Below are 22,189 nucleotides of genomic sequence, written 5' to 3'. Positions count from 1 at the left end.
GCGTGGCTTACTTACTTTTTTTATCATCATACATTTTAGAATCAGCAAGTGTAAGCATGTTTTCTAATGTTGTATGCTTTTCTTTATTATACTGAATGTTGCCAATACTAAATTCAATAGTATAACCTTTTGTCTTAATTGCTTTTAATGAATGGCGTAGTCGTTGAATAATTTCGGATACATCATTTTGATCGTAGCCGGAGCACAATACACAAAACTCATCACCGCCCAAACGTGCGATTACATCGTGACATTGAAAATTTTTGAGAAGACAATTTGCAAAAACCTTTAAAACATTATCTCCTTCTGCATGCCCGTATTGATCATTAATCTGTTTAAACTTATCTAAATCAAAAAATAATAAAGTGAACATCTTATTTTCGCGTTGGTATTTTTGAAATAAATAGCCTGCAAGTTTTAAAAAACCACGTCGGTTAGACAAACCCGTTAATTCATCCGTAATTGCCAAATGTAATGATTCCAATTCCATTTCCACCATATCGGCAAGATCATGCACCACATTTTGATCGACTTCCCTAATTGACCGAGGTTTATCATCAATTAAACAAATTACGCCTACGTTATAGTCTTTTACTTTTAACGGGCAACCTAAATAAAATCGGAAATTCGGTTCTCCCAGAACAAAGGGATTATCGTAAAATCGTATGTCTTTCGTTGCATCCTCCACTACCATGATTTCATCTGAAAGAATAACATGACCACAAAACGAAGTTTTTCTCGCCGCTTCTTTAATGTCAAATCCTTGAGTCGATTTCATCCACTGACGTTCAGCTTCTAAAAATGAAATCACAGCGATAGGAACATCAAAAAGCTTGCAAGCAATTCGAGTCAATCGGTCGAAACGTTCCTCTCGCTCTGTATCAAGTATTTGTAATTTATATAAAGTTGCTAAACGCATCGCTTCATTTTCTGGGATTTCTGGAGCAATCATCGTTTTTCCTTGAAAACAAAGTCACAATGCTCATCAAGCATTAGTATAGGTATAGTATATATTGCTTCGTTTTTCGCGAATTGGGCTTTACCAGGTAGTCCTGATCTAGAGGTTCGGCCGGGATCCTGACGAAAAGGACCGTTTCCTGTTTATTTTTAATTCAGCTTAAATTCAACTCTCAATTTTTCTCTATCTCCCGTCAAAGGGAATAAGCCAAATCGATTAAGATGGCCTGTGTGATATGGCGATAAACTATTGAGCATTTCAGGGCTAATTTCATAACCTTCAGTTTTCATATCATTAATCACGTTAGTCATATTAGCTACAACATGCAGAATAACAGCATTAGCTGCCAAACGACCAAAATTAATAATCTTCTTTTGGATCCCCTGTAGATTATTTTCAATAGCTCCATCATGCCCGAATGCAACCCAATCAATGAAGTTATTAAACTCTTCACTTTTACATGTGGCAGCATGAATAATTCGTCGTAATTCAATATCATTGATGTAATTGAGCAAGAATATTGTTCGAATTACTCGTCCTAATTCACGAAATGCCTGAAAGATCTTATTCTTACGGCTTTGCATACACAGTTTGCGCAAAATGGTTGAGGCTTTAATTTTACCATTTTGAATGGACATCACTACCCGCAACATATCGTAGTAATGCGCCTCAATCAACACCCAATCGATTTTATCATTAGTAAATAAGCTATCAATATGTTTAAATAAGTCACCTGATGCAGTAACAGGTCTGTAATATTTTAGATGTTTAAAATTGCGAATTCTTGGCATCAATTTAATTGCAAGCAAATAAGCAAACGCAAACACTACCTCACTTTGAGCGCCTGTGTCTCCATGGATTGTTTTGGGCTGAATATCAGATTCGTTATCAATAACGCCATCAAAAATATAAGTCGCCTCATAGACACCGCAAGGGATAAAATTGCTAAATAGGGCAATGTATTGGTCAGAAACATGGTAATAACCAATGCCACCATACTGTCCATAGCGAATATGGTGTTCTGCCAGTAAATTATTGGTATACATATTCCAATATGTGCCATCAACAGAGCTGCTATCGCCAGTTCCCCATGACTTTGGCAATTCGAATTGATTATAAATATTAATCAACTTCTCTGTTGCTTTACTTAGCCGGTAATCAGTCACATGATGATTAAATACCCATGCAATTTGTTTACGACTATATTGTTGTAAACAACGTTCTGTTTGAACGGGACCAACATTACAGCCATAAGAAAAAGTAGTGGCAACAAAACGCATGCCATAGTCTTTGATTTTGGAATCATAGCCTGAAAGTGGTTTAAAGAATTTGCTGATGGATAACCATTCTTCAATATCCCTATAGACATCAACAATGTTTAAGAGGGGTAATCGTGTTGAAACCTCATCAACAAAAGCAGTAATGGCTTTATCCTCTTTTTTGGTCACTGCACGTTTTAAAATCGGCTCCCCATTTTCAATACTTAGGTACTCATTTGCCAGGAAACCACTATCTGTCTGAATCGCTGCTTCAAAATGCCGGTCTTGCAAACTTTTAATAAACTCAGAAGGCTTACTTGGTTGCTGAATTAAAGCACAATACTCATCAACCCCAGCATAAAACTCTTCCCATGTCATTAGCTGTTTATTTGGGTCGTCATAATGATTAGCACCTTCCAAAAACATGTCCGCACAATGGATCTCGTCTGCCAATGCATTAAATACAGCCATTTCAAAGTGTTTTTTATTGACCACCATGATTTCATCATGTCGTTTATTATTCGTAACAAAATTAAACCATTTATCACTGAGCCAACTTAACTGATCAAAATCATTGGCAACTATGGGAATCATTTTTTGCTTGCTCTGACGATGCTTGATAATAAAGGATGCTGCTTGCTCAAGTGATTTATCTTGAGATGCAGAGCACAATGTTAATTGTTCCAATAACTGGAAAAGTACATACCGCTTATTTTGATAGAGCTTTACCATAAAAGGCAAATAATTATTTCCTGAATGCGCTAAATATTGCTCACATTGAGTAATAGTTCCTTCTTTGTCTTCTGGGAAGTTTTTTTCAATTGCATCTAATCTTTCTGCGTGAGTTCCGGTGACCATTGATGCTAATAACACGTTATAAAGAATTTCAACTAATCGGTCTGTTTCATTTTTCTTGGTTAATGTGTAAGCATCTAATTCCTGACTGGCTTCATGTCTCATTTTGCGCATCCAGCGAATCAAAACGCTTACGATGCTGTCCAGACCATTTGCTAGTTTAAAATGAAGCATGGTAATCGCTAAAGCATAACGTTTATCTTGTCTTAAGTCCTTCATGTCTGAGCTATCTAACGCCGTTGCTTCTTCAATCAATTGCTCTAATCGGTGAGCAGGAATTTCATTAATAGAAGCTGGGGCTTTAGAGCGCCAATCTTTTAATTGAGTTAAATTCTCAATGAAGGTTTTAACATTCTGAGTAGTAGGCGCTTTCATTTCCTGTTTTAAATAAGCCCATCGAGTTGCGGCATTATCTGGCGCAAGTGCTATATCAAATAATGTATCGAGAAATATTTTTGACTCATCACCAAGCTTGGCGGTGATTCGCTCATATAATTTAGTACTGGTAAGAGCTCTGGCGGCTCGTGCCATTCGTTCTAATGTAGTAAAACCAGGCAACTCAAATCGTTCCTTCACGAGCGTTTCAATCATATCATTTATAATATCCACCAACCCTTCTTTAAAAACAGCAGATTTTAATGCACTTTGTTTCATACAATCCCGTTGCTTATGCTCATCATCTGATATGTTAAGAAACTGCAGAATAATTTTTCGATGTCTTTTTTTGGAGCTTGGTGCATAACCTGTAAGAACCGGATTATCAGAACCTCCTAAGGCGTTGGAAACATAACCGATGATTGCTTCAGGAACATCTTTCAGATTAATTGCATAACCTAGACATTGATAACATTTCAATATGACCATAAAACCTAACTTATTAATTACTGATGCTGAGCGGGTGCTATTTTCCATCAGCATTATTTCATCGAACGTCGGCTTGAAGTTTTTCTCAAGCTCTGTCGGTGTAGGATTTGGTTTTAATCTTGGATAGGCGGTTTCATGTATTGCAGTCATTTTAAATTTTGGTTATCTTTACAGCGGCCGAAAACAGTAGTTTATGGCCATGTAAAAATCAAGACTTTGGATCCTTATATTTAAAGGGTTTTCGACAGACAAATTTCAGGAGGTTTTTGGCCAGGTATGAAAGCAGGAATTTATGCCAGAGTTTCAACACATGACCAACAGACGTTAGATCTGCAAATTGAAGCAATGAAAAAATATGCGCAGGCACGTCAGTGGGATATTGAAAGTGAAATTACAGAAATTGGATCAGGAGCTAAAGAGAGGCCAAAACGAGTAGAACTTATAAACCAAGCAAAGCGTCGACAAATTGATGTAATTATTGTTTGGAAATTGGATCGATGGGGTCGTTCCGTTAATGATCTTTTTCATACTTTGAATGAATTGAATAATCTTGGTGTTGGTTTCATCTCATTAACTGAAGCACTCGATTTAACTACAGCAACAGGGCGAGCAATGGCTGGCTTGTTAGCAATTTTTGCTGAATTTGAAAGAGAAATTTTAAGGGAGCGTGTTAAAGCAGGGATTGCTCATGCCAGAAGTAAAGGTACATCTCATGGGCGTCCAGCAACTGCAAAAAAACGGAGTGATGAAATAATGTCTATGTTCAGTAAAGGGATAAGCCAATCAGAAATCAGCAGAAGACTCGGAATTGGTCGTACATCTGTAAGAAGAATAATAAATGAAAATCAAAGTGGAGAATTAAGTTGAAAAACCCTCCATTTTTATCGAAATTAAAAAAATGGGATATTAGATTATTATCTGCGGATAATCTGCATGAGATACAAAACTTTATTCAGTTATTTGATGATTTTTTCGAATTGTGTGAAGGAGAAAAAGGTTCTGCTGCAGGAATTCTCTCTGCTTGCCCACCATCAAAGAATATAAGCGAAGATAAGTTTGTCTTAGGTATTTATGACCACAATATTTTAATCGGTATTTTGGATATAATTCGTGATTATCCGGAAAAAGACATCTGGACAATTGGCTATTTGTTAATTCATCCAAATTATCGTAATCAAAGTATTGGTTCTCGCTTAATTAAAGACCTTAGGCATTCTCTCCAAAAAACCAGATTAAGATGTATTGTGCAAGAACAAAATGTGAACGCTTTAAATTTTTGGAAAGAGAATGAATTTACGATTGTAAATCAAACAGAAGAAAAATTAGGCCAAATAATTAATAGCACCTATATCTTAGAAAGCAGAGAAATTTAATTTAGATAGTAAATGGCACAAAATTACACAGGAAATGGTCCTTTTCGTCAGGATCCCGGCCGAACCTCAAATAGAAATTAGTTATCAAGAATCCGATGAACGCTATATAGCGGATATTCGCATCGATGATTGTGATGGCCATACCGTCCAAGGATTTTGTGGTTTAAAAACTGAATCAGAGGCCGTTTCTGTAGCTCAAGCCTTTATTGATGGGTTGCACTATACCGAAGAAGAGGAATTCAATTAAGTAGGCTAGATTTTTTCTAGCCTACTCGCTATTAGGAGGGAACACAATGGATTATTTAAATTTATGGCACCAATTAGTGGATGTACCAATAAACGATGATGATGAAATTTAAGAAGATTTCCTTCATTTTGAAAAAGGAACGAATAAATTCGAACTCTGGAAATGGTTTGATAAAAAATTACCTAAAGGAATCGCACATGAGTTATTTAAGAAGTTATAACTATTTAATTGCTATAAATAGGCTTTTTGCCCTCACCCTATTCATGGGGGCTTCTTTATCCTTTCCTGCTCATTCAGGGCCTTCTAAATCATTTAGAGTAGCTCATACCCATGGGAAGACGAAACCGCAGCGAATATCGCCCACGGTAAAACATTCTAAATTTTTAACTGGGTTAGCTGCAGGCTCTATTTTATTTTCGCAGAAGGGACATCCGTTCTCTTACAATAAGCCGGATTTTGAGTCACCTGATGGCGAGCTGTATAGTGAATACGAGCGCAATAATCAATTATTGACTCAAGGTGGCTTGCCTCAGGATAAGCGATTAACACTAGAGCGCAGAAATCAACAGATAAAAAACAGATTAATTGCGTTAGCTGAAAAAAGATACATGAGCGCATTCACTCTTCAATTGGTTCCACTCAAAGAAAAGGTAATTGAATCAAAAATTGAAAAATCGTATAACCCTAACGAAAAACCGGATATTCAAGTAAAACGCAAACAGCTCCTTTATGAGCTCAGGTTTTCAGATGAAAGCCCAAAACCAATAAGTGATTTTGATGTGGTGAATATTAATGAAATGAAACCCAATAACACACATCCCTATCAATTTACCTATTCAGAAACGTGGGGAGATAACGCCATTAAAGTAAATTTGAGAGATAAAAAGGATAAAAAGCTCGTATTAGAATTATCCCACGCCTACTACGTTCCAAATGCAGCAAGAAAAGACATTTTTGAATCCATGCGAGAAAAATTTGTCAGTTATTTCTTATATGTATGGCCGTTTCTATTCCTGCCGTTACTGCTGAATTTTTTTTTTAAAACTAAATAATAAATTATAACTATAAGGAGTTATATAAATGATGATCGAACTATTAATTGGTATCGCTGTTATCTTGTTAATTTTTATTTTGACAGGTCTGTTTATTGTCAAACAGCAAGAAGTTGCACTTATTGAACGCTTAGGGAAATATCACTCTATTGCACATGCGGGGCTTAATTTTAAAATACCCTTTATTGACTGGATTGCCGGTAAGTTATCGTTACGAATTCAACAATTAGATGTCAAAGTCGAAACCAAGACAAAAGATAACGTGATTGTCCAAATTCAAGTTTCCGTGCAATATCGCATCAAAGATGGCGGAGTTTATGATGCTTACTATAAATTGGAAGATCCTACGCAACAAATTACAGCCTATGTCCTTGATCTAGTTCGTTCTGAAACGCCAACAATGATCTTGGATGATATTTTTGAAAAAAAAGACAGCATTGCTAATGCCGTTAAAAGCCACTTAACCGACACAATGCAAGACTTTGGATTTGAAATTATCAAAGCATTAGTAACGAACATAGAGTTAGAAGCCAAAGTAAAAAATGCAATGAATGAAATTAACGAACAACAACGATTGCAAGTTGCCGCTCAAGCCAAGGGAGAAGCAGAAAAAATATTGATGGTCAAAAAGGCAGAGGCAGAAGCAGAAAGCAAGCGATTACAAGGTGAAGGAACAGCCAATCAACGAAAAGCAATTATCAATGGGCTAAGCCATTCTGTAGAAGATTTCCAAAAGTCCGTACCGGGGGTATCGTCTGCAGAGATAATGAACTTGGTATTGATTACTCAATATTTTGATACATTAAAAGAAATAGGGTCACATAACAAATCCAGTACGATCTTATTGCCGCAGTTACCGAATGATATCGCATCGCAATTGCAGCAAAGTATTATAACTGGCAATGTAGCTAGCGCAGACATAAAAAATTAATAACGGAGTTATTGGGGTTGTGCTCTATAACCCCAATAACAAAAGGTATTAGGTGTTCCCATCAAGTGTTATCGAATTGGTTTATTGAGATTATCTATTCCAACAACCATAAACCATCTTGTTCCCAATACTCAGAAAATCCCATTTTTGAAAAGGGTATAGAAGGATGATTTTGCATAAGATGAAACAATTGTTTGCGCCAATGATTGCCTGGCGAGCTGTTTTTTAATAATGCATGAATAATATAAGCTTGAAGATAGAAAGGGCTTTCGTTATGTTCAAAAGATATTGTTATTTCTGAAACCTTGGGTTTATTGACGAAAAACCGATTCCATAAGCGAGAATGGTGAGCACATAAATTTCTGGTATAAGTCAGTGAGCGCATCCATGATTTGATGATCTCACTATATTGTCCAAGAGTATCACCAATTTCTTTTCTTACAGTACGATCTTTAATATTGGCATAGAGCTTGGACACTGTACCAAAAGAAATGCATTCCATGACCATCCAGTTTGGTGGGTGTTCTGGATGATTATATTTAGCATAATACGTTTTAATAAAGTCTTCGTGTGAACGTTTCAGATGTGATTTAACCTCCTCCAAAAACATTTGATGTTGCTCAGCCGAAGAAAATAAATCCATGCTTAGATACCAATGTGCGCCATATTTCAAACTCATGGCATTTGATATAGCGGTACGAAAAGAAACCTCTATTCGCTCTAGGGCATCGATAACTAATAAGCGCAGCTCCCTATCAAATGCATACAAATTTAAAAGATCCGAAAATCGCGTGTTGGGTTTAAATTGGTGAGAGCTTGTCGCAGAGCTAATGAGAAAAGGTTTAAAATAAATCATCAAACGATAGTAACCAATGGTCGTCAAATACTGACTAGCTTCTTGTTCATTATCCAGCAACAGCCCTTTTTGCCGTAAGTGATGTATTTGTTCTGGTATGGAAAGAGGTGGTTTATTAAAAACCATTTTTGAATGCATAAAATAAATAACCCGCCCTGGTCCGCATTGTTAAGAGGCGTGGCGGGTATGGTTAATTATATTATAACCCGATTGCACTCAAAATCAAATAAGATTGATTGTCATTAATGTAATTTTAACAGAATGTGCAACGTAACTGAATCACCGTACACGCCAATTACCCATAAGAATGTTATAATTAACCGATCGTTAAAAGTCCTCATTTAAAGATTTTTGATTTAGGAATTATGGAGTAAGCAATGGATGTGAGTGTAAAAGAGTTTTTGATAACGCTATATATAGTAGGTGGATTAATTACCCTAAGTTATTCTATCCACAGCTTTCTCAATTTTCAACGCTTAAAATTATATTACAATAATAATTTGCTGCTAAAAAGGCCTGATATTAAACGCTATTTGATTCTTAAACCCCTCCTTTGACCATATTTTTTTGTTATCGAAAAAAGCCCCTTAGAGCGATTTTCCGAACTATTTTTTAAACATTATGGTGACGAGAGGCATACTTATTTTAGAAGCCAGGGGCTTAAAAATTTTTTAAATGACCTATTCAAAGGAAAAAATCATTATAAAAACGATCAAATACACACACCTTGCTGGCCAATTGACAAAAACTCTCAAGATTGGATTGAGCATGAGCGATTTTTTAAAGGCAATAATTTTCTATGCGCATATTATCTATATAAAAATACAGGATGAATACCTTGTGCGAGTCACTTGGGAACAAGAAAGCCCCCTCACCCTGTTGCATCTATAAGCAGGTTTGAGCTAGATCAAGGTCAAAGGCTTAGCGCGTCTGAATTTATAACAAGAACGCAACAAATCAATTCCGATGAAGCTAATAAATTACATCGTGGAATGAAATAGCATCGTCATATAATAACAAAAAGCGTCAATTTAAAAGATGTATTTTGTTGACAAAATTACTGGTTTTTGCCATAATGTATTTGTTCACTTAGGAACATAATAGAAAACATTAAGGATCAAAAATGACAACAATCATTACTTCAAAACTAGTTAGCGATCAGCAACGCCTTTCTTTTTTGCCTAAACATTTTGGCACCATGATGATAAGGGCAGAACAAGCAATCTACAACACATTAAAAGTGATATGCTCTTCTTACGAAGGCGGCTATTGGCATTTTTACGAATTGAGCAATCGTGGTTTTTATTTAGCTCCCGACATGGACGAGCCACTTCCCATATATGTGGAAGGCAACGGCTATGATGGTGAAGTGAGTGCAGATGCTGCTGGAATTATTACAACCCTATGTGTTCTTAATCAACTGTGTTGGAAAACTAAATCGGATAAAACAATCCATCAATATTATTTGTTGCGGGATTACATCGAATACCACAAAGAAGCTACTGACATTTATGCCGCGATTGATTAAGCAGATAAAACAGGCCGTAAACTTAAATTACGGCCTTTACATAAGGGGCGGTTCTATGAATATTATAGAAAAAATTACTCAGGCCATTTTTGAAGATGACGAAGATCCGAACAAACAATCTGAATACTTAATTGAAACCTATTTAAACAGCACCAATCAAATAGAAATTGATGCTATTTTTGTATGTTTATGCTAAAAACCCTAATCGGTAATTGTTCAGCATAATTTGCAGTATTCGCGTTAAGCTTCACCACAAAAACTAAGCTTGGGCTGTTTGTACTTACATTACGTGATATTTAAAGTCCGTACACATTGATTGACACTCTCACCAGCTTGATTGGATTCAAGAGCATGCCTTTTCTGATCTAATAGCTCCAAGCTGGCTTTTCATGTTAACTATCTATTCCAATAATCAAATGAATTAAATTGGTTACTCGTATGTATATTGCTAAAGCTGGTATGATGATTAATATGATGATGCATGGAGTGATTGTAATTAAAACCAAATGGATTCCCTCCCGCATCATAGGAACCAATCATAGGCAGGCCAGTGACAGGATTTACTCTAAAAGTATCTTGTGAATGGTTATTAAATAATTGCTGCTGATTAATGGAAGAATGGTCGCCCTGATTTACACTATGACCTTTAATCATGTAAGGTAAAATATGCCGTTTAAAATATTCATTTTCCATGTAATTAAAATGTTCATTTTTTGATGCAATGGCTTTTTGATATTCAAGATAACCTGGTGGTGGTTCTAATACAAAATCTTTAATTCGGATGAGTAATTGTATTAATTTTTTTATACGATCAATTATCGCATCCTTTTGAAAAAATAGTTTCATTTTTTTATCCTATTTAGATAACTAATTTATTCCTTCACAAACGCGCAAAGGCTCGCGCTCTTTATTTATTCCATAATCCATCATTCTAACTATACTAATAGTAGTACTTCACAAGGATTGTGCCTAGTTGTATTTTCTGATTCTACACACACCACGCAATGTGATTGCTTTAAAAAATTTACACATAACCATGTGATTTATATATAAATAATTCAACAAGCCTTTAAAAAAGGTAATTTAAAGTAAATCCCTCATGTATACAACTGTATACATAGATCCCTTATAAATCAACAAATATCCAATTTAAAATACAGTTGTATACATAAATAATACTATTGTATACTTGTATTGATTCAATAAATGAGCCCTTCTATGAAAGAAAATGATGTCATTACCTTGCGTATTTCAGAATATGAGCGGGAGTACTTAAATAAAATTGCACATCAATTTGATTTACAAAAACGAGGCTCATCAGATATTTCGCCTGCAAAAGCATTAAAATTTCTTTTAGAATTTTGCCTGCATAATGAGATTTCACCACATAAAAAAAATGAAAATCCATTACAAGATATAAGAAAAATGATTGAACAAATTCATGCCTCCATACCCCATTTAATGTATCACAACCATTATCAAAGTTTGGTTATTTCATCCAATATTAATGACGATTCTTTGAAAGAAATAAAACAAAAAACTATCGAATATTTAAATGATAATTTCTCAGGATTTCAGAATAATTCTTACAAAGAAGTTCGATTTAAAATGAACGGAATTGGTCTTAAAACATTACCTATAGAAGAGGGTGAATCGTTATGGAAATAACTATTGATATTGGCGCAGATACTCTACATTCGTTGAATAAAATAGCAAAAATTAATGGCAAAGAATTAAATGTAACCGCAGCAGAAATGCTGTCTTTTGGCGCACGTATTTATCTACAATCTTTAGAAAATAAGACTGATGAATCAACCCAATTACTGCTTGAGAATAGTGTTCGATCCATACAAATTATTACTGAAATTTTATACAGTGTATACAACAAAGATTTGTCTAAAATTGGTGCTTATGATGCTGAAACTGCATTAGCCATGATTGAACGTATGATTCCAAATTTATTAAAAGGCAGGTAACATGGGATTCTGTTACCTGCCAAAAAAGTGATTCTTTGTTATCTTGAGCAACGAGGCTAACCAACATCACTTTATTCTGCAAATATAAATCCCCCTACTTGAGTTTTCCAAAGAGTTGCAAAAACACCACCCGGTTTTTTTGTTAACTGTTCCAGGCTGCCATGCTCAATGATATTCCCATTATCAAGTACCACAATAGTATCCACTTCCTTTAAAGTTGAAAGTCGATGTGAAATAATCAATGTTGTTTTATCTTGCATTACTTCATGCAACGATTTTTGTATGGCTTGTTCAGTTTCAGTGTCTAATGAAGAGGTTGCTTCGTCAAGAATTAGAATTTTCGTATTTCTAAGGAATGCTCTAGCAATAGAAATGCGTTGCTTTTGTCCACCAGAGAGCTTTAAACCACGTTCACCAACAAGTGTGTTATATTGTTCCGGCAAGTTCATAATAAACTCATGACAATTTGCTTTTTTTGCTGCACTGATAACCTCATCTTTTGTTGCAGAATCGTTAGCAAAGTGTATATTATCAAAAATACTTCGATGAAATAATTGCGTTTCCTGAGGAATTATTGTTATTTGCGAACGAAGGGATTCGAATTGAACTTCGCTTATCTTTTGTTCATCAATAACGATGTTTCCAGAAGATGGTTGTACAAGACGCAGTAATAATTTCAAAAGGGATGACTTCCCACTCCCTGACTTGCCTACAACCCCAATTTTTTCCCCTGCTGCAATAGAAAGTTTAAGTTGAGTAAAAAGAAGTGGAGAATTAGGATATGAAAAATTGATGTTGTCGAAAATAATTTCACCTTTTGAAACCTGTAATGGAGGAGCGTTAGGCTTATCGATAATGGCATGCGGGATTTTAATGAAGCTTAATGCATCATTGCATGCACCAATCAGTTGATGTACTTTCAAAATTTGCTGCCCTAATCCAAATATCATCATCAAACATGAAAGTGCGATGCTAAGTACTAAAGCAAAATCACCTGCATGAATAGAATGTTTTTGAGCGCCATAGATTAGTGCACCCACAAAAGCTGATATTAATGCAGTGACTAAACACCCCTGGTAAAAAAACACTTTAATCATTTGGCATTGTATTTTTTTCTCAGACTTTGCTACTTCTGTGACCGCTTTTTGAATCGTTTTAGACTCTTTAGTACTACCTGAAAATAATATGGTACTAGAAATATTACTAATAGAGTCAGAAAGGTAACCGCTTAATTTTGTTTTGGAATTTGCTAGTTCTGCTGAGGAGGTCTGTGTTGTATCCGCAGTAATAAATGAAATACCAACAAATAGGATTGCCCATATAAAGAGAATTAATGCATAAATACTACCCACAAATAGATACAAAGTGAGCACAGCAATTAAAATTCCTAAAACAGAGTTATAGATCCAGCCTGAAGCGATTTTAAGTAATTCCTCAATATTTTCAGAAATATCTATTATTTTTTTAGTTAATGTACCCGAGAAATTACTTTCAAAAAATTCATAAGAATGACCTAATAAGTACTCAAACATGTCTTTTTTAATGTCTGATTTCATTGTGGGGTATAAACATGCCTCAAAATACTCTTTTGATCTAACAGCGAGGTTAGTTATCATAGGCATGATTGCATAAAATATAGCCGGCAAGATAATGAGTGATAAAAACTGGTCACTTGAACTATAATTACTCACAATAGAAACCATTTTCCCTAATAAATAAGGAGAAATTGATCCTTCTAATGCATAAATTGTAAACATCGCAAGTATGCCAATCATAAGAGGCTTATTTTTTTTTATCTTTAGATAACGCCCTATAAAATGGCTTAATGTTGATGGGAGCTCTTGGCTATAATTCATCTATTGAGGCCTTATTAATGAAAGATGTTTATCAAATTGATCTTTTTATTTGGTATTGAGCTATGCTATCTATCGTGTAACTCTCAAGGGTATCTTTGTTTTTTAAAATTCTATATACAGTAGCCTCACTAGATATTAGTGCTTAGCCAGTTCTAAGACAAGGCGTGTCAATTCTTTTTGTAAATCTTGGCAATGGGCTTACTTCCTTTACGTTTTCCTGCATCTTTTGCTTTGACTATGTTTTCTAAGTGGAGATACTGTACATATTTTAAATATAAATAAGATTCAAAGATCTTATAATTAATTTTTTTTACTATTTTTTTACAGCTAAAATGGTGTAATTTTATTAATCATTTTAATGATGCTAAATTGTCACCTTTGGGACGAAAACATATTAACTTTCGTTTCAATGATTCTCACATACCAATTTTTAGCATATTAAACTCTGTTCATTAAACATGAATAAGTTGCACAGAAATGCCCTAATGAAAAAAATTGCAGAACATGTATGGTTCAGGTCAGGCTATTCATTTAAATACTTATTTAAAGTTCGCGCTCCATTTCTCGATTAGACCATAATTTATTAATAGTACGAGTATTTTCTAACAACTCTTTGCTACACACACGCTCTTTAATTCCATTACTTAATCCTTGATTGAGTCGTATAAACTCATTGTCGCTTTTTGCATTAAATTTACATTCTTGCTTTATCAAAGACTGAATTTGTGTATCCTGATTTATTTTTTTGAGATCCGGCTCCTTGTTCTCTAAAACACATTGTTTTTTAAATTCCTCTAAATTCATGAGCCGATTTAATTGTTTTTTAAGCTCGTCCTTCCCTTCCTTAACAAGCACATCATTTAAATCGGTATTTTCTCTTTTGGGGATCATAATGGACACATGGATACCAGAATCGTGTAATTTCTGAGCTGCTTTTATAATCGTATTTGTTTGTTCATTTTTTGCATATTTATAAGTGTCCTTCCCATCATTATCCAAGCAAATAACCACCTGTTTGGGACTATCTTTTGGATCAATATTTGAAAAATTTGCTTTCCCCAAGACAGCATAGACACGCGCATGTTCATTGGCTTGAAGGATACTTAATCCGGTCTCAACCCCTTCAGTAAAATAAGCAAGATCGCCTTTACCATGGTGATTTAAGTTGACAAAATAATTACTGATTGACCCAAACGTTTGTTTCACAGAGTCACACGATTTATCTTTATTAGCAGAATTAGGTTCTAATTTGGTGATCTGAACATGATGTATGTTGCCCTGTTCATCTTTACTAAAAGCCAGTAACGCGGGAACATGTTTTTGCCCATCTTGGGACTTGGTATACACTGAACTACAAAACCGTAGATCAGCATGCTCATAATGAGCCAATCCACGATGAATGATTAAGTATTTTTCAGCGATTGTACCTTTAATAGGTTGCGATTGTTGAAATAATTTTTGAGCCAGTTGACGTTTCCCTTCTTTGACTTCCATCTCTTTTTTCTCATTCAATTTTTGCGTTGCTTTACGCTCGTATTCAGGAATGTAATGGATGTATTGCGCTGCATGCTCCAGAGTTTCTTTAAAACCGGATAAACCCTTCTCACGTTCAATAAGATGAAATAGATTACCAGACTCCCCTGTCTCAAAATGGTGCCAAAGACCTGAATCAAGATCAATTTTCAAGCTGCCTTTGGCTCCATATCGATATTCAGATTGGGTTGATAATCGATGATTCGGCTCACCTAAAAGACTTTTAACTAAAGAATCGGATACGTTCAATAAGCCATTATATAGCTCTTCTGCATTAATGGACGGCTTTTGAAGAGACTCATATTTTTTTGTAGGTCGAGAATCGTTTATCTGTTCCTTAGATTCTTCCAAAATGTGTTCTTGAGCTCGTTCCATTAATTGCATACTGATTCTTTGCTGTTTCTGTTGCTTCAAGCGATAAGCCTCTTCGGTCAATACAGCAGAGGTTTTATCCGCATCGCGCTGTTTCAAGGGCTCTTCAAGTCTTTTGACTAATCCTTCAAGATTATCGGTATAAAAAGTTGCTTGATGGCTAGCACGAGTTGCATCAATTTCATGAGATCGGTGTGTGGTCACAACAAGACGGTCTTCTAATTCCAAGGCAATTATGAGCTTGGATGTAGCACCCTGACTGGAATAAGCCGTATTCGTATAGGAATAGTCCCAATGTTGATCCGATTGTTTTTTTAAATTAAGCGTTACCTGATTTTTACTATTGCTTAAAGCGACCGTTTCGCCAAAAACCTGTGTGACCACATACTCTTCATTGGCAATAATGCTGCGAGCATTATCATTACGTTTTAATCGAAGCCGATCCCCAGAAGCCAAAGGCCGCTCATGCGATTTATAGAATGAAGGCATTGTTTTAGGTAAAATGGAAGCACTGATTGTAAATGGAACCTGTGACTCATCAACACAAAACAATTTATTTGTTTCCCTATCAATGGATTTAATCGTGAAATATTCGTCTTTTTTAGCCACCGAATAATTTTTACCAAACCGAATGACATCTCCAGGTTCAAAAGACTGGGCTCGCACCTGATCGGATTGATCCATACTGATTGGAAATAACCGTTTACAAGGCACATCTTGACCGTGTAGTTGATGTTGTTTGTGCAATCCTTCACGTATTAACACTTCAATGGGTGTTCTATCCTCATGAGCATGGGCAACTATTAGCGAATTTTTTTGACACTCATGGGTCCGGCTGAGAAAGTCTTCAGCGATTGCACGATAAATGGATTTATAGTCCTTCTTTCCTTTCTCATTAATACAATTAATTTCAACCAGTGATGAATTATTCAACCCCTGTACAGGTGTTTTTCGCTGTACATACTCTTCAGAATCGATGTTTTTTATGAGCTCAAGAGCCTTACCAATTTCTCTACGTGATGCAAACTCTGCTGCTTTTTTTAATTCAGGATTCGGATTTTGGCGCACAATTTCCGTCATAAACGCTGTTTTTTGCGATTGGCTTTTAATGGTGAGCTCATGAGGAATCCCTGAAGCCAGCGATTGCAACTGCGTAATATCCCCTGTAAACACCATTCGTGATTGGGTGTCAATGCATTTTTGCTGTAAAGCATGGTACTTCTCATTATCAATCATGGAGCTCTCATCCACAATGACTAAATGATTGGTACCCAACCCACCGTCATTGCGTAAAAAACTATCCACAGTCTGCGCCTTGATGCCATTTACATTAAGCTCTTCTACGGCCTTATGCGTCGGCGCAAGTCCAAGGACTTGAAACTGATTGCTTTGCGCAATGTCTTTCACATGCCGCATCATCGTGGTCTTGCCCACACCAGCAAGTCCTTGAATGGATACAAAGCGGTCGGAGGTACTCACCACCAACGTGATGGCATCTTTTTGCCCCTGCGTTAAGGTTTCAGGTAAAGACAATAATTTTTGTGCAGACAGCTCAATAGGTTGTACCGTATTTTGCTCTTGGTAATTGGCCTTAAGTATTGCCTCTTCAATGTGTAACGCCTCTTTGGTCGTCCAATAGGTATCCAAATACACCAGCGAATCGGCCATTCGCGCTTTCAATAATGGGGCAATGTCTTCAAAATCGGCCTCTCCTAATGCATGCATTAACGCATGGGTCATTAAATCACTGTGTTTAAAGGCTGCATTGCGTTCAGTGCATTTAGCAAGCGCATACGTGAGCGCTGTAGCTGCAATGCCCTCTTTGTCTTCTGATTTAAGCTCAAGAAGGTGAATTAACGAGTTGATTTCTCGTGCCAATGCCTTATTGGCATAGGCTATATCACGGTAGACTAAATCGGGCTTTTTTTGTTGCACCTCATAGGCAGTCCATTTCAATTGCTCACGCTCTAAAAAACGCTGCGCCTTTGGTTCGTCATCCGTAAATAAGAGTACCTGTTGCGCGTTTTCACCAATTTCTCCGATGAGGTTACGATTGAGCTGGTACGGTTTTGCCGCCACAAGCACTTGAGTGGTTTCTGGTTTTATCTCATGCGGTTTTTTACAATAATCATAATTAAAATGGTGTTCGGACAGCACTTTATTAGTCAAAAATATAGTGTCGGACTCATGACGTACATAAATGCCCTCTTCAGTAATTTTTGACACAACAAACGAACTTTTGGGCGCATATTTAACGCGCTGATGGTATAAAGACTGTTCATTGATTAACCGTTCACCAACAGCGACTTCTAATATTTTTTCTCGTGAGACACGATAGTCTTCTTTGGTGTCATAAGCAAACAAGCTTGTCTTGCCTTGGGCATTTTCTAACTGCAGCCCATTGGAATTGACTTCACACACCTTATAGTGCTTCGGTATTCGCCCTTCGTTATAAAACGTAATGTTATCGCCCGTTTTATAAGAGTGGGCATATCCTTTTTCCATTTGAGTTAAGGAAACTGTCGCGAGAACTGCTACCTTTTTCATTTGCCTTGATAACTGCCCTTGCTGCACCAGCCCTTCTCGTATCTGGCGCGTTATGGCCTCCTTTTGTTTGCTATTCAAAGCAACCAGTGCACTTTTTTGTTGTTGTTCTGGCGTCAATTGAAGCCAAGCGGCACTCATGGATTCATTGATTTGTTTCCCAACTGATAGCTTCAGTTCTCCTTTGATAGGGGTTGTTAACGATTGATACGAATGAATGCCCTGCTCTTTTAAAACCTTAATCGGATTTCCTGCACTAAAACCTAAGGTTCCTGCTGAGTTATTCAATAAAATGAGTTTACTTTGGCTTGCTTGAGTCATATCGCTTAACGCGGATAAATCATCAAAAGAAAGTTTTTGTGCATCATGAACAATCACTAAATCTTGCTTTTTTTTCGTAAAAGGTGATGCTTTGATGTGTTTTCCATAATGATATTGAAACCCAGACACCGTATGCACAATATCATCTTTAAACAAATTTTTAATCCTGGAAATAAATCCTGTATCCAAATGTTTGATGTCTGCTCGCAGTTGCTGTGTTTTTAGACTGCCTGGATGCAACACATAGGAATTGAGTTGATTAGCTTCTGCAAGATGCACCATGTCTTGTATCAGCTCTTTCTCGCACCGAAAACCGGCTACATCAATGATTTGAATGCGCTCGTTATTTTTAAATACCGAAGAGGTGAGCCCATGATTGGGCACCGAAATCGAAAAACTGGCTTTTAACTCGTTGGTGGTTTTTGCAATAAAATCTTTCTCGCGGGCAAGAAGAGATGCCGTTGTATAATATTCCAAGGGGTTTCCCTGGAGTGTCTCTACAGATAAAAGCGATTCAATTTCCCGCTCAATGTCCTCATGCTCCACAAGACTCGCTGAAAAAGTCATAGCTTGACGCACCAAAGCCCCATGCTGGATTTGGGTTGAATATTCGGACAAATGAGCCAGCGCATCATTCACGGCTTTTTGCGCATCAGGGCTTAAAGGGGTAATCTGTGTGCTTTTAACCGCTCCTCGCCCAATATTTAATTTGGATTCCTGGATTACACCCCTCAAATCAATACCAAGCTCTTTAATTTCTTCTACCCACTGTTGATGCAGTACTTGGCTGTCTATTTCCATTTTGGGGTTGCGCGTTGATAAATTAGATTTCTCGGCAGCCTTTGCACTGCTTGTGCCACGCTCCTTCATATCATCAAGAATCTGTACACGCCTTTTTGATGTAGCAGTAATGGCCTCATCACTAATACCCACCACCTCAAAATTACCGTACCGGTCTTTAATGCGAATATCATAGCCCAGATCCTTAACTTTTTTTGCTAAGGAGGACATGTACACCAATCCCAAATAATGTTGATTGGAATAAATTAATTCACGAAAACCATGATCCAGATGTTCTTTATCGTTTTTGGCTCGTGACGATAAAGAGCGCCATAACCCATCGGAACGCTCGGTCATATTAAGTATGGGTAGATGCGTGTGCAAATCAGGATCTAATTCACGTGAGGTTGTATGGACAAACATCGCGGCTACCAAATTGCGAGTTTTTTCAAAGGTGGTTTCGCCATTAAATGTAATGCGTGCTTCTGCAGCGAGTTGCTCAATGCGACCAAAAGTAATGGTCACGGCTTCTTGATGGGCTTGCAGCAAGCGCTCGTCCTGCCCCACCAAGGCTAAAATAGATACAGACTTAGGTGCTGATAAAGTCACATCGGTTCCAGGGCGATGCTGACGCTCTCCTTTATCGATAATTCCCAGCAATTGACCACTGGGTAATTGTCCGTCTAGTAATTGCAAAAATTGCGACGGCTCAATTTGACCGGACAATTGTAACTTTTGTGCGCCATTGCCAATCCATCGTGACAGACTATTAAGCGAATCTCGATCGCTTAAATAATAATTATTTTGTGTGGTGTAATAATGCACCGCGTCTTTGGCCGCACTTATTTTATTTAAGGTCAGCATCATACCTCCCAGGATGACTTAAAAAATTTCTTTTATAACAATGGATGCCTCACGCAACTCAATCGCATCGGTGTCGTTTTTATTCGTGTCCGCTTGGTCTTGGGATTCTGCATACGGTGATTCAGGAGGCACTAAATCCTTATCCGATACCTCATGCGCCAGTGTTTCAAATTGATGGATTTTTTTAACGTCATCATTTCGTTGAGGATTATTTTGAACCATCAATGCACGGTGATTTACTTTTTCCAATGCATCAAAATTGATAGTTCGCTCAATAAGAGGTACGCAAATTTCTTTACGCTCAATGTATTGGTTTTTCAAACGTGTAATGGGATGATTGCCTACCAAACGAACATAGCATTCCATGTCATCAAGCGTCATAATATCGCCCTCTTCGACCGTATTTCGCTTGGTACGTTGCGAGCCCACCGTATTCCCATCACGAACAGAATCAGGACCATAAGACTGACTTTCTTTCATCTCGTTAATCACTTGTGGGCCTAAATCTTCGGAAACCCACTTAGCGACTTTCGATTTTGGACTCCTAAAATAAATGGAAGTATTGAGTAGATCCGCAATGGCTCCGGCTTCATGGGTTCCATAAATAAAATCTAATTGCGCAATGGATTGAATGCCAATGGCAACACACCCACCAAATTTACGAATGTCTGCCAGAGTGTCTGAAATGGTTTCTAAACGATGCAGGCTCGCTAATTCATCCATGACAAGCCATATACGGCCCTTATTATTAGCCACCAAGGATTGCACTCCTTGCATAGCAAGTCCTAACCATAAAGAGATTAAAGGCTTTATTTCTTTATGGTATTTGGAGCGTGACGTAATAAATAACCACCCTTTATTGTACTTTTTAGGATCGGCTGTATTTTCAATCCACTCTTTAATCGAAAAGTCTTCTTTACCCGACTTTTCAAGTCCCTCAAGAAAGCGCAGCGCCTTTGTGTACGTAGCCAGAACCGATTTGATGGAAATGGCCGTTTTTTCAATTTCCTTACTCACCAGATTTTCAGATTCAGTCCCTTTGAGAATATTCCTGATTTCCTCCAAGGAGGTGGTAAGTAATAACTGTAGAAGAAACACGGGATCTTTTTCTGCATAATCTCTGATTTTCCATGCCATCGAGGTGAAAATGGTTCTTGCTGAGTCCACCCAAAACGGATCGCTGCCTTGAACTGATTTAGGAATTAAATACGTGGCAAAAGAGCCAAACTCCAACGGATTGGCACATTCTCGCCACATTTTCCAATTGGCGCATAATTTTGAAACGGGATTAAGTTCCACATCAATGCGCTCATCAAAGAAATAAGGTTTAATGGTGCATTCTTTATCATAAATGATTGCCGGTTCGCCCAGCGCCCTAATTTGCTCCAAAAGCATCATCATGGCTTGGGTTTTTCCAGCACCCGTTGTGCCATGAAACAACATTCCTTGCTTTTCAGAATACTTAGGCATAGGTAAGCGATTCAACAGTTTAATTTCTGAAGCACCACGTTGTGATTCGTTGACTGATTTGATGGTTTCTTTAGGCGAGTCAGCCAAGCGCGTACCGGAAACAAACTGATCTTTGGTGTATTTTTCACCTAATTTAATAAAGAAACGAGAAAACAACAGCGTAATCAACAAATACACCGCCCCACCAAAAATTAAAGAAATTTGCGCTTTTCGCCAAAGAGCCTCTTGAGCCAGATGTACGGATGCTTGAATAAGAGGGCTTTTTTGATAAAAAAGCGCTGTGATTTTACTCCCATTGAGGTTAGTCCATAACACATACTCCCCATTATGGAATTTCACGAGAAACCTTGAAATGTGGTCAAGCGCTACCAGTTTTAATTCAGACGAGGCATAAAACACCATAATCAGCGAAAAAAGCACGACAAAACCTAAGACAGCCCAGTGAAAAATACGATTACTCACCTGAATCATCATTTTGGTTTTATAATCAAAAATCTGACCGCCACTCATAAATTGCCACATACTTTGTAAGGAGCTTTGTTTCATGATT

At 37.0% G+C, this 22,189-nt stretch carries 16 protein-coding genes; 9 read left to right on the top strand and 7 right to left on the bottom strand.

The window, feature by feature from the left end; genetic code table 11:
- Nucleotides 1–7 precede the first annotated feature (7 nt).
- The gene (locus BN3124_RS05565; protein WP_058533803.1) at nt 8–952 is read right to left on the bottom strand and encodes a sensor domain-containing diguanylate cyclase; all 945 of its coding nucleotides are present in this window, start codon (nt 950–952) and stop codon (nt 8–10) included.
- Nucleotides 953–1,107: 155 nt separating this feature from the next.
- Nucleotides 1,108–4,086: a Tn3 family transposase gene (locus BN3124_RS05560; RefSeq protein ID WP_058533729.1), complete on the bottom strand. Its 2,979-nt coding sequence runs from the start codon at nt 4,084–4,086 to the stop codon at nt 1,108–1,110.
- Nucleotides 4,087–4,212: 126 nt separating this feature from the next.
- On the opposite strand from BN3124_RS05560, the gene BN3124_RS05555 reads away from it, so the two are divergent.
- The 5 genes from BN3124_RS05555 to BN3124_RS05535 all read left to right on the top strand — a co-directional run bounded on the left by BN3124_RS05555 (nt 4,213) and on the right by BN3124_RS05535 (nt 7,539).
- Nucleotides 4,213–4,803 (top strand): recombinase family protein, encoded by a 591-nt coding sequence (locus BN3124_RS05555; protein ID WP_058533728.1) that lies wholly within the window; start codon nt 4,213–4,215, stop codon nt 4,801–4,803.
- Nucleotides 4,800–5,309, top strand: a complete 510-nt coding sequence (locus tag BN3124_RS05550) for a GNAT family N-acetyltransferase (RefSeq protein WP_058533727.1) — start codon at nt 4,800–4,802, stop codon at nt 5,307–5,309. Before BN3124_RS05555 ends, BN3124_RS05550 begins: the two co-directional genes overlap by 4 nt.
- A 34-nt stretch (nt 5,310–5,343) precedes the next feature.
- On the top strand, nt 5,344–5,556 hold the full coding sequence (locus BN3124_RS05545; protein ID WP_058533802.1) for a hypothetical protein: 213 nt from the start codon (nt 5,344–5,346) through the stop codon (nt 5,554–5,556).
- A 197-nt stretch (nt 5,557–5,753) separates the two neighbouring features.
- On the top strand, nt 5,754–6,608 hold the full coding sequence (locus tag BN3124_RS05540) for a hypothetical protein (RefSeq protein ID WP_230849093.1): 855 nt from the start codon (nt 5,754–5,756) through the stop codon (nt 6,606–6,608).
- 28 nt (nt 6,609–6,636) lie between these two features.
- Nucleotides 6,637–7,539, top strand: coding sequence for an SPFH domain-containing protein (locus BN3124_RS05535; RefSeq protein WP_172462864.1), 903 nt, complete (start codon nt 6,637–6,639; stop codon nt 7,537–7,539).
- Nucleotides 7,540–7,633: 94 nt separating this feature from the next.
- On the opposite strand, the gene BN3124_RS05530 is transcribed toward BN3124_RS05535, so the two are convergent.
- A complete protein-coding gene (locus BN3124_RS05530; protein WP_230849092.1) occupies nt 7,634–8,521 on the bottom strand; it encodes an Abi family protein in 888 nt (295 codons plus the stop codon).
- Between the two features lie 997 nt (nt 8,522–9,518).
- Here BN3124_RS05530 and BN3124_RS05515 point away from each other — a divergent pair.
- Nucleotides 9,519–9,923: an antirestriction protein gene (locus BN3124_RS05515; protein ID WP_058478557.1), complete on the top strand. Its 405-nt coding sequence runs from the start codon at nt 9,519–9,521 to the stop codon at nt 9,921–9,923.
- Entirely contained in the window at nt 9,907–10,119 is a 213-nt protein-coding gene (locus BN3124_RS16985) for a hypothetical protein (protein ID WP_149865209.1), read from the top strand. Before BN3124_RS05515 ends, BN3124_RS16985 begins: the two co-directional genes overlap by 17 nt.
- A gap of 200 nt (nt 10,120–10,319) precedes the next feature.
- Here BN3124_RS16985 and BN3124_RS05510 read toward each other — a convergent pair whose 3' ends face one another.
- Nucleotides 10,320–10,769 carry a hypothetical protein gene (locus BN3124_RS05510; protein ID WP_058478556.1) on the bottom strand — a complete coding sequence of 150 codons (450 nt, stop codon included), beginning with the start codon at nt 10,767–10,769 and terminating at the stop codon, nt 10,320–10,322.
- 372 nt (nt 10,770–11,141) lie between these two features.
- On the opposite strand from BN3124_RS05510, the gene BN3124_RS05505 reads away from it, so the two are divergent.
- Both BN3124_RS05505 and BN3124_RS05500 read left to right on the top strand, forming a co-directional pair.
- Nucleotides 11,142–11,591: a hypothetical protein gene (locus BN3124_RS05505; RefSeq protein WP_058533801.1), complete on the top strand. Its 450-nt coding sequence runs from the start codon at nt 11,142–11,144 to the stop codon at nt 11,589–11,591.
- A complete protein-coding gene (locus tag BN3124_RS05500) occupies nt 11,582–11,899 on the top strand; it encodes a hypothetical protein (protein ID WP_058533800.1) in 318 nt (105 codons plus the stop codon). The genes BN3124_RS05505 and BN3124_RS05500 overlap by 10 nt, the downstream gene beginning before the upstream one ends.
- 71 nt (nt 11,900–11,970) lie before the next feature.
- Here BN3124_RS05500 and BN3124_RS05495 read toward each other — a convergent pair whose 3' ends face one another.
- From BN3124_RS05495 to traD, 3 genes are all read right to left on the bottom strand, one after another.
- On the bottom strand, nt 11,971–13,755 hold the full coding sequence (locus tag BN3124_RS05495) for an ABC transporter ATP-binding protein (RefSeq protein ID WP_058533799.1): 1,785 nt from the start codon (nt 13,753–13,755) through the stop codon (nt 11,971–11,973).
- 543 nt (nt 13,756–14,298) lie between these two features.
- Nucleotides 14,299–20,172 carry a conjugative transfer relaxase/helicase TraI gene (gene traI / locus BN3124_RS05490; protein ID WP_230849091.1) on the bottom strand — a complete coding sequence of 1,958 codons (5,874 nt, stop codon included), beginning with the start codon at nt 20,170–20,172 and terminating at the stop codon, nt 14,299–14,301.
- Between the two features lie 15 nt (nt 20,173–20,187).
- Nucleotides 20,188–22,185 carry a type IV conjugative transfer system coupling protein TraD gene (traD, locus tag BN3124_RS05485; protein ID WP_058533797.1) on the bottom strand — a complete coding sequence of 666 codons (1,998 nt, stop codon included), beginning with the start codon at nt 22,183–22,185 and terminating at the stop codon, nt 20,188–20,190.
- Nucleotides 22,186–22,189: the final 4 nt, after the last annotated feature.

This window comes from Legionella saoudiensis, assembly GCF_001465875.1.
Taxonomy (GTDB): domain Bacteria; phylum Pseudomonadota; class Gammaproteobacteria; order Legionellales; family Legionellaceae; genus Legionella; species Legionella saoudiensis.
This window is presented reverse-complemented; position numbering and strand designations above follow the sequence as displayed.

Coding starts and splice junctions, on each gene's coding strand:
- BN3124_RS05540 (WP_230849093.1), top strand. CDS start 5,754: ATGAGTTATTTAAGAAGTTATAACTATTTAATTGCTATAAATAGGCTT.
- traD (WP_058533797.1), bottom strand. CDS start 22,185: ATGAAACAAAGCTCCTTACAAAGTATGTGGCAATTTATGAGTGGCGGT.
- BN3124_RS05500 (WP_058533800.1), top strand. CDS start 11,582: ATGGAAATAACTATTGATATTGGCGCAGATACTCTACATTCGTTGAAT.
- BN3124_RS05495 (WP_058533799.1), bottom strand. CDS start 13,755: ATGAATTATAGCCAAGAGCTCCCATCAACATTAAGCCATTTTATAGGG.
- BN3124_RS05565 (WP_058533803.1), bottom strand. CDS start 952: ATGATTGCTCCAGAAATCCCAGAAAATGAAGCGATGCGTTTAGCAACT.
- BN3124_RS05535 (WP_172462864.1), top strand. CDS start 6,637: ATGATGATCGAACTATTAATTGGTATCGCTGTTATCTTGTTAATTTTT.
- BN3124_RS05530 (WP_230849092.1), bottom strand. CDS start 8,521: ATGGTTTTTAATAAACCACCTCTTTCCATACCAGAACAAATACATCAC.
- BN3124_RS05505 (WP_058533801.1), top strand. CDS start 11,142: ATGAAAGAAAATGATGTCATTACCTTGCGTATTTCAGAATATGAGCGG.
- BN3124_RS05515 (WP_058478557.1), top strand. CDS start 9,519: ATGACAACAATCATTACTTCAAAACTAGTTAGCGATCAGCAACGCCTT.
- BN3124_RS05545 (WP_058533802.1), top strand. CDS start 5,344: ATGGTCCTTTTCGTCAGGATCCCGGCCGAACCTCAAATAGAAATTAGT.
- traI (WP_230849091.1), bottom strand. CDS start 20,172: ATGATGCTGACCTTAAATAAAATAAGTGCGGCCAAAGACGCGGTGCAT.
- BN3124_RS05510 (WP_058478556.1), bottom strand. CDS start 10,769: ATGAAACTATTTTTTCAAAAGGATGCGATAATTGATCGTATAAAAAAA.
- BN3124_RS05555 (WP_058533728.1), top strand. CDS start 4,213: ATGAAAGCAGGAATTTATGCCAGAGTTTCAACACATGACCAACAGACG.
- BN3124_RS16985 (WP_149865209.1), top strand. CDS start 9,907: ATGCCGCGATTGATTAAGCAGATAAAACAGGCCGTAAACTTAAATTAC.
- BN3124_RS05560 (WP_058533729.1), bottom strand. CDS start 4,086: ATGACTGCAATACATGAAACCGCCTATCCAAGATTAAAACCAAATCCT.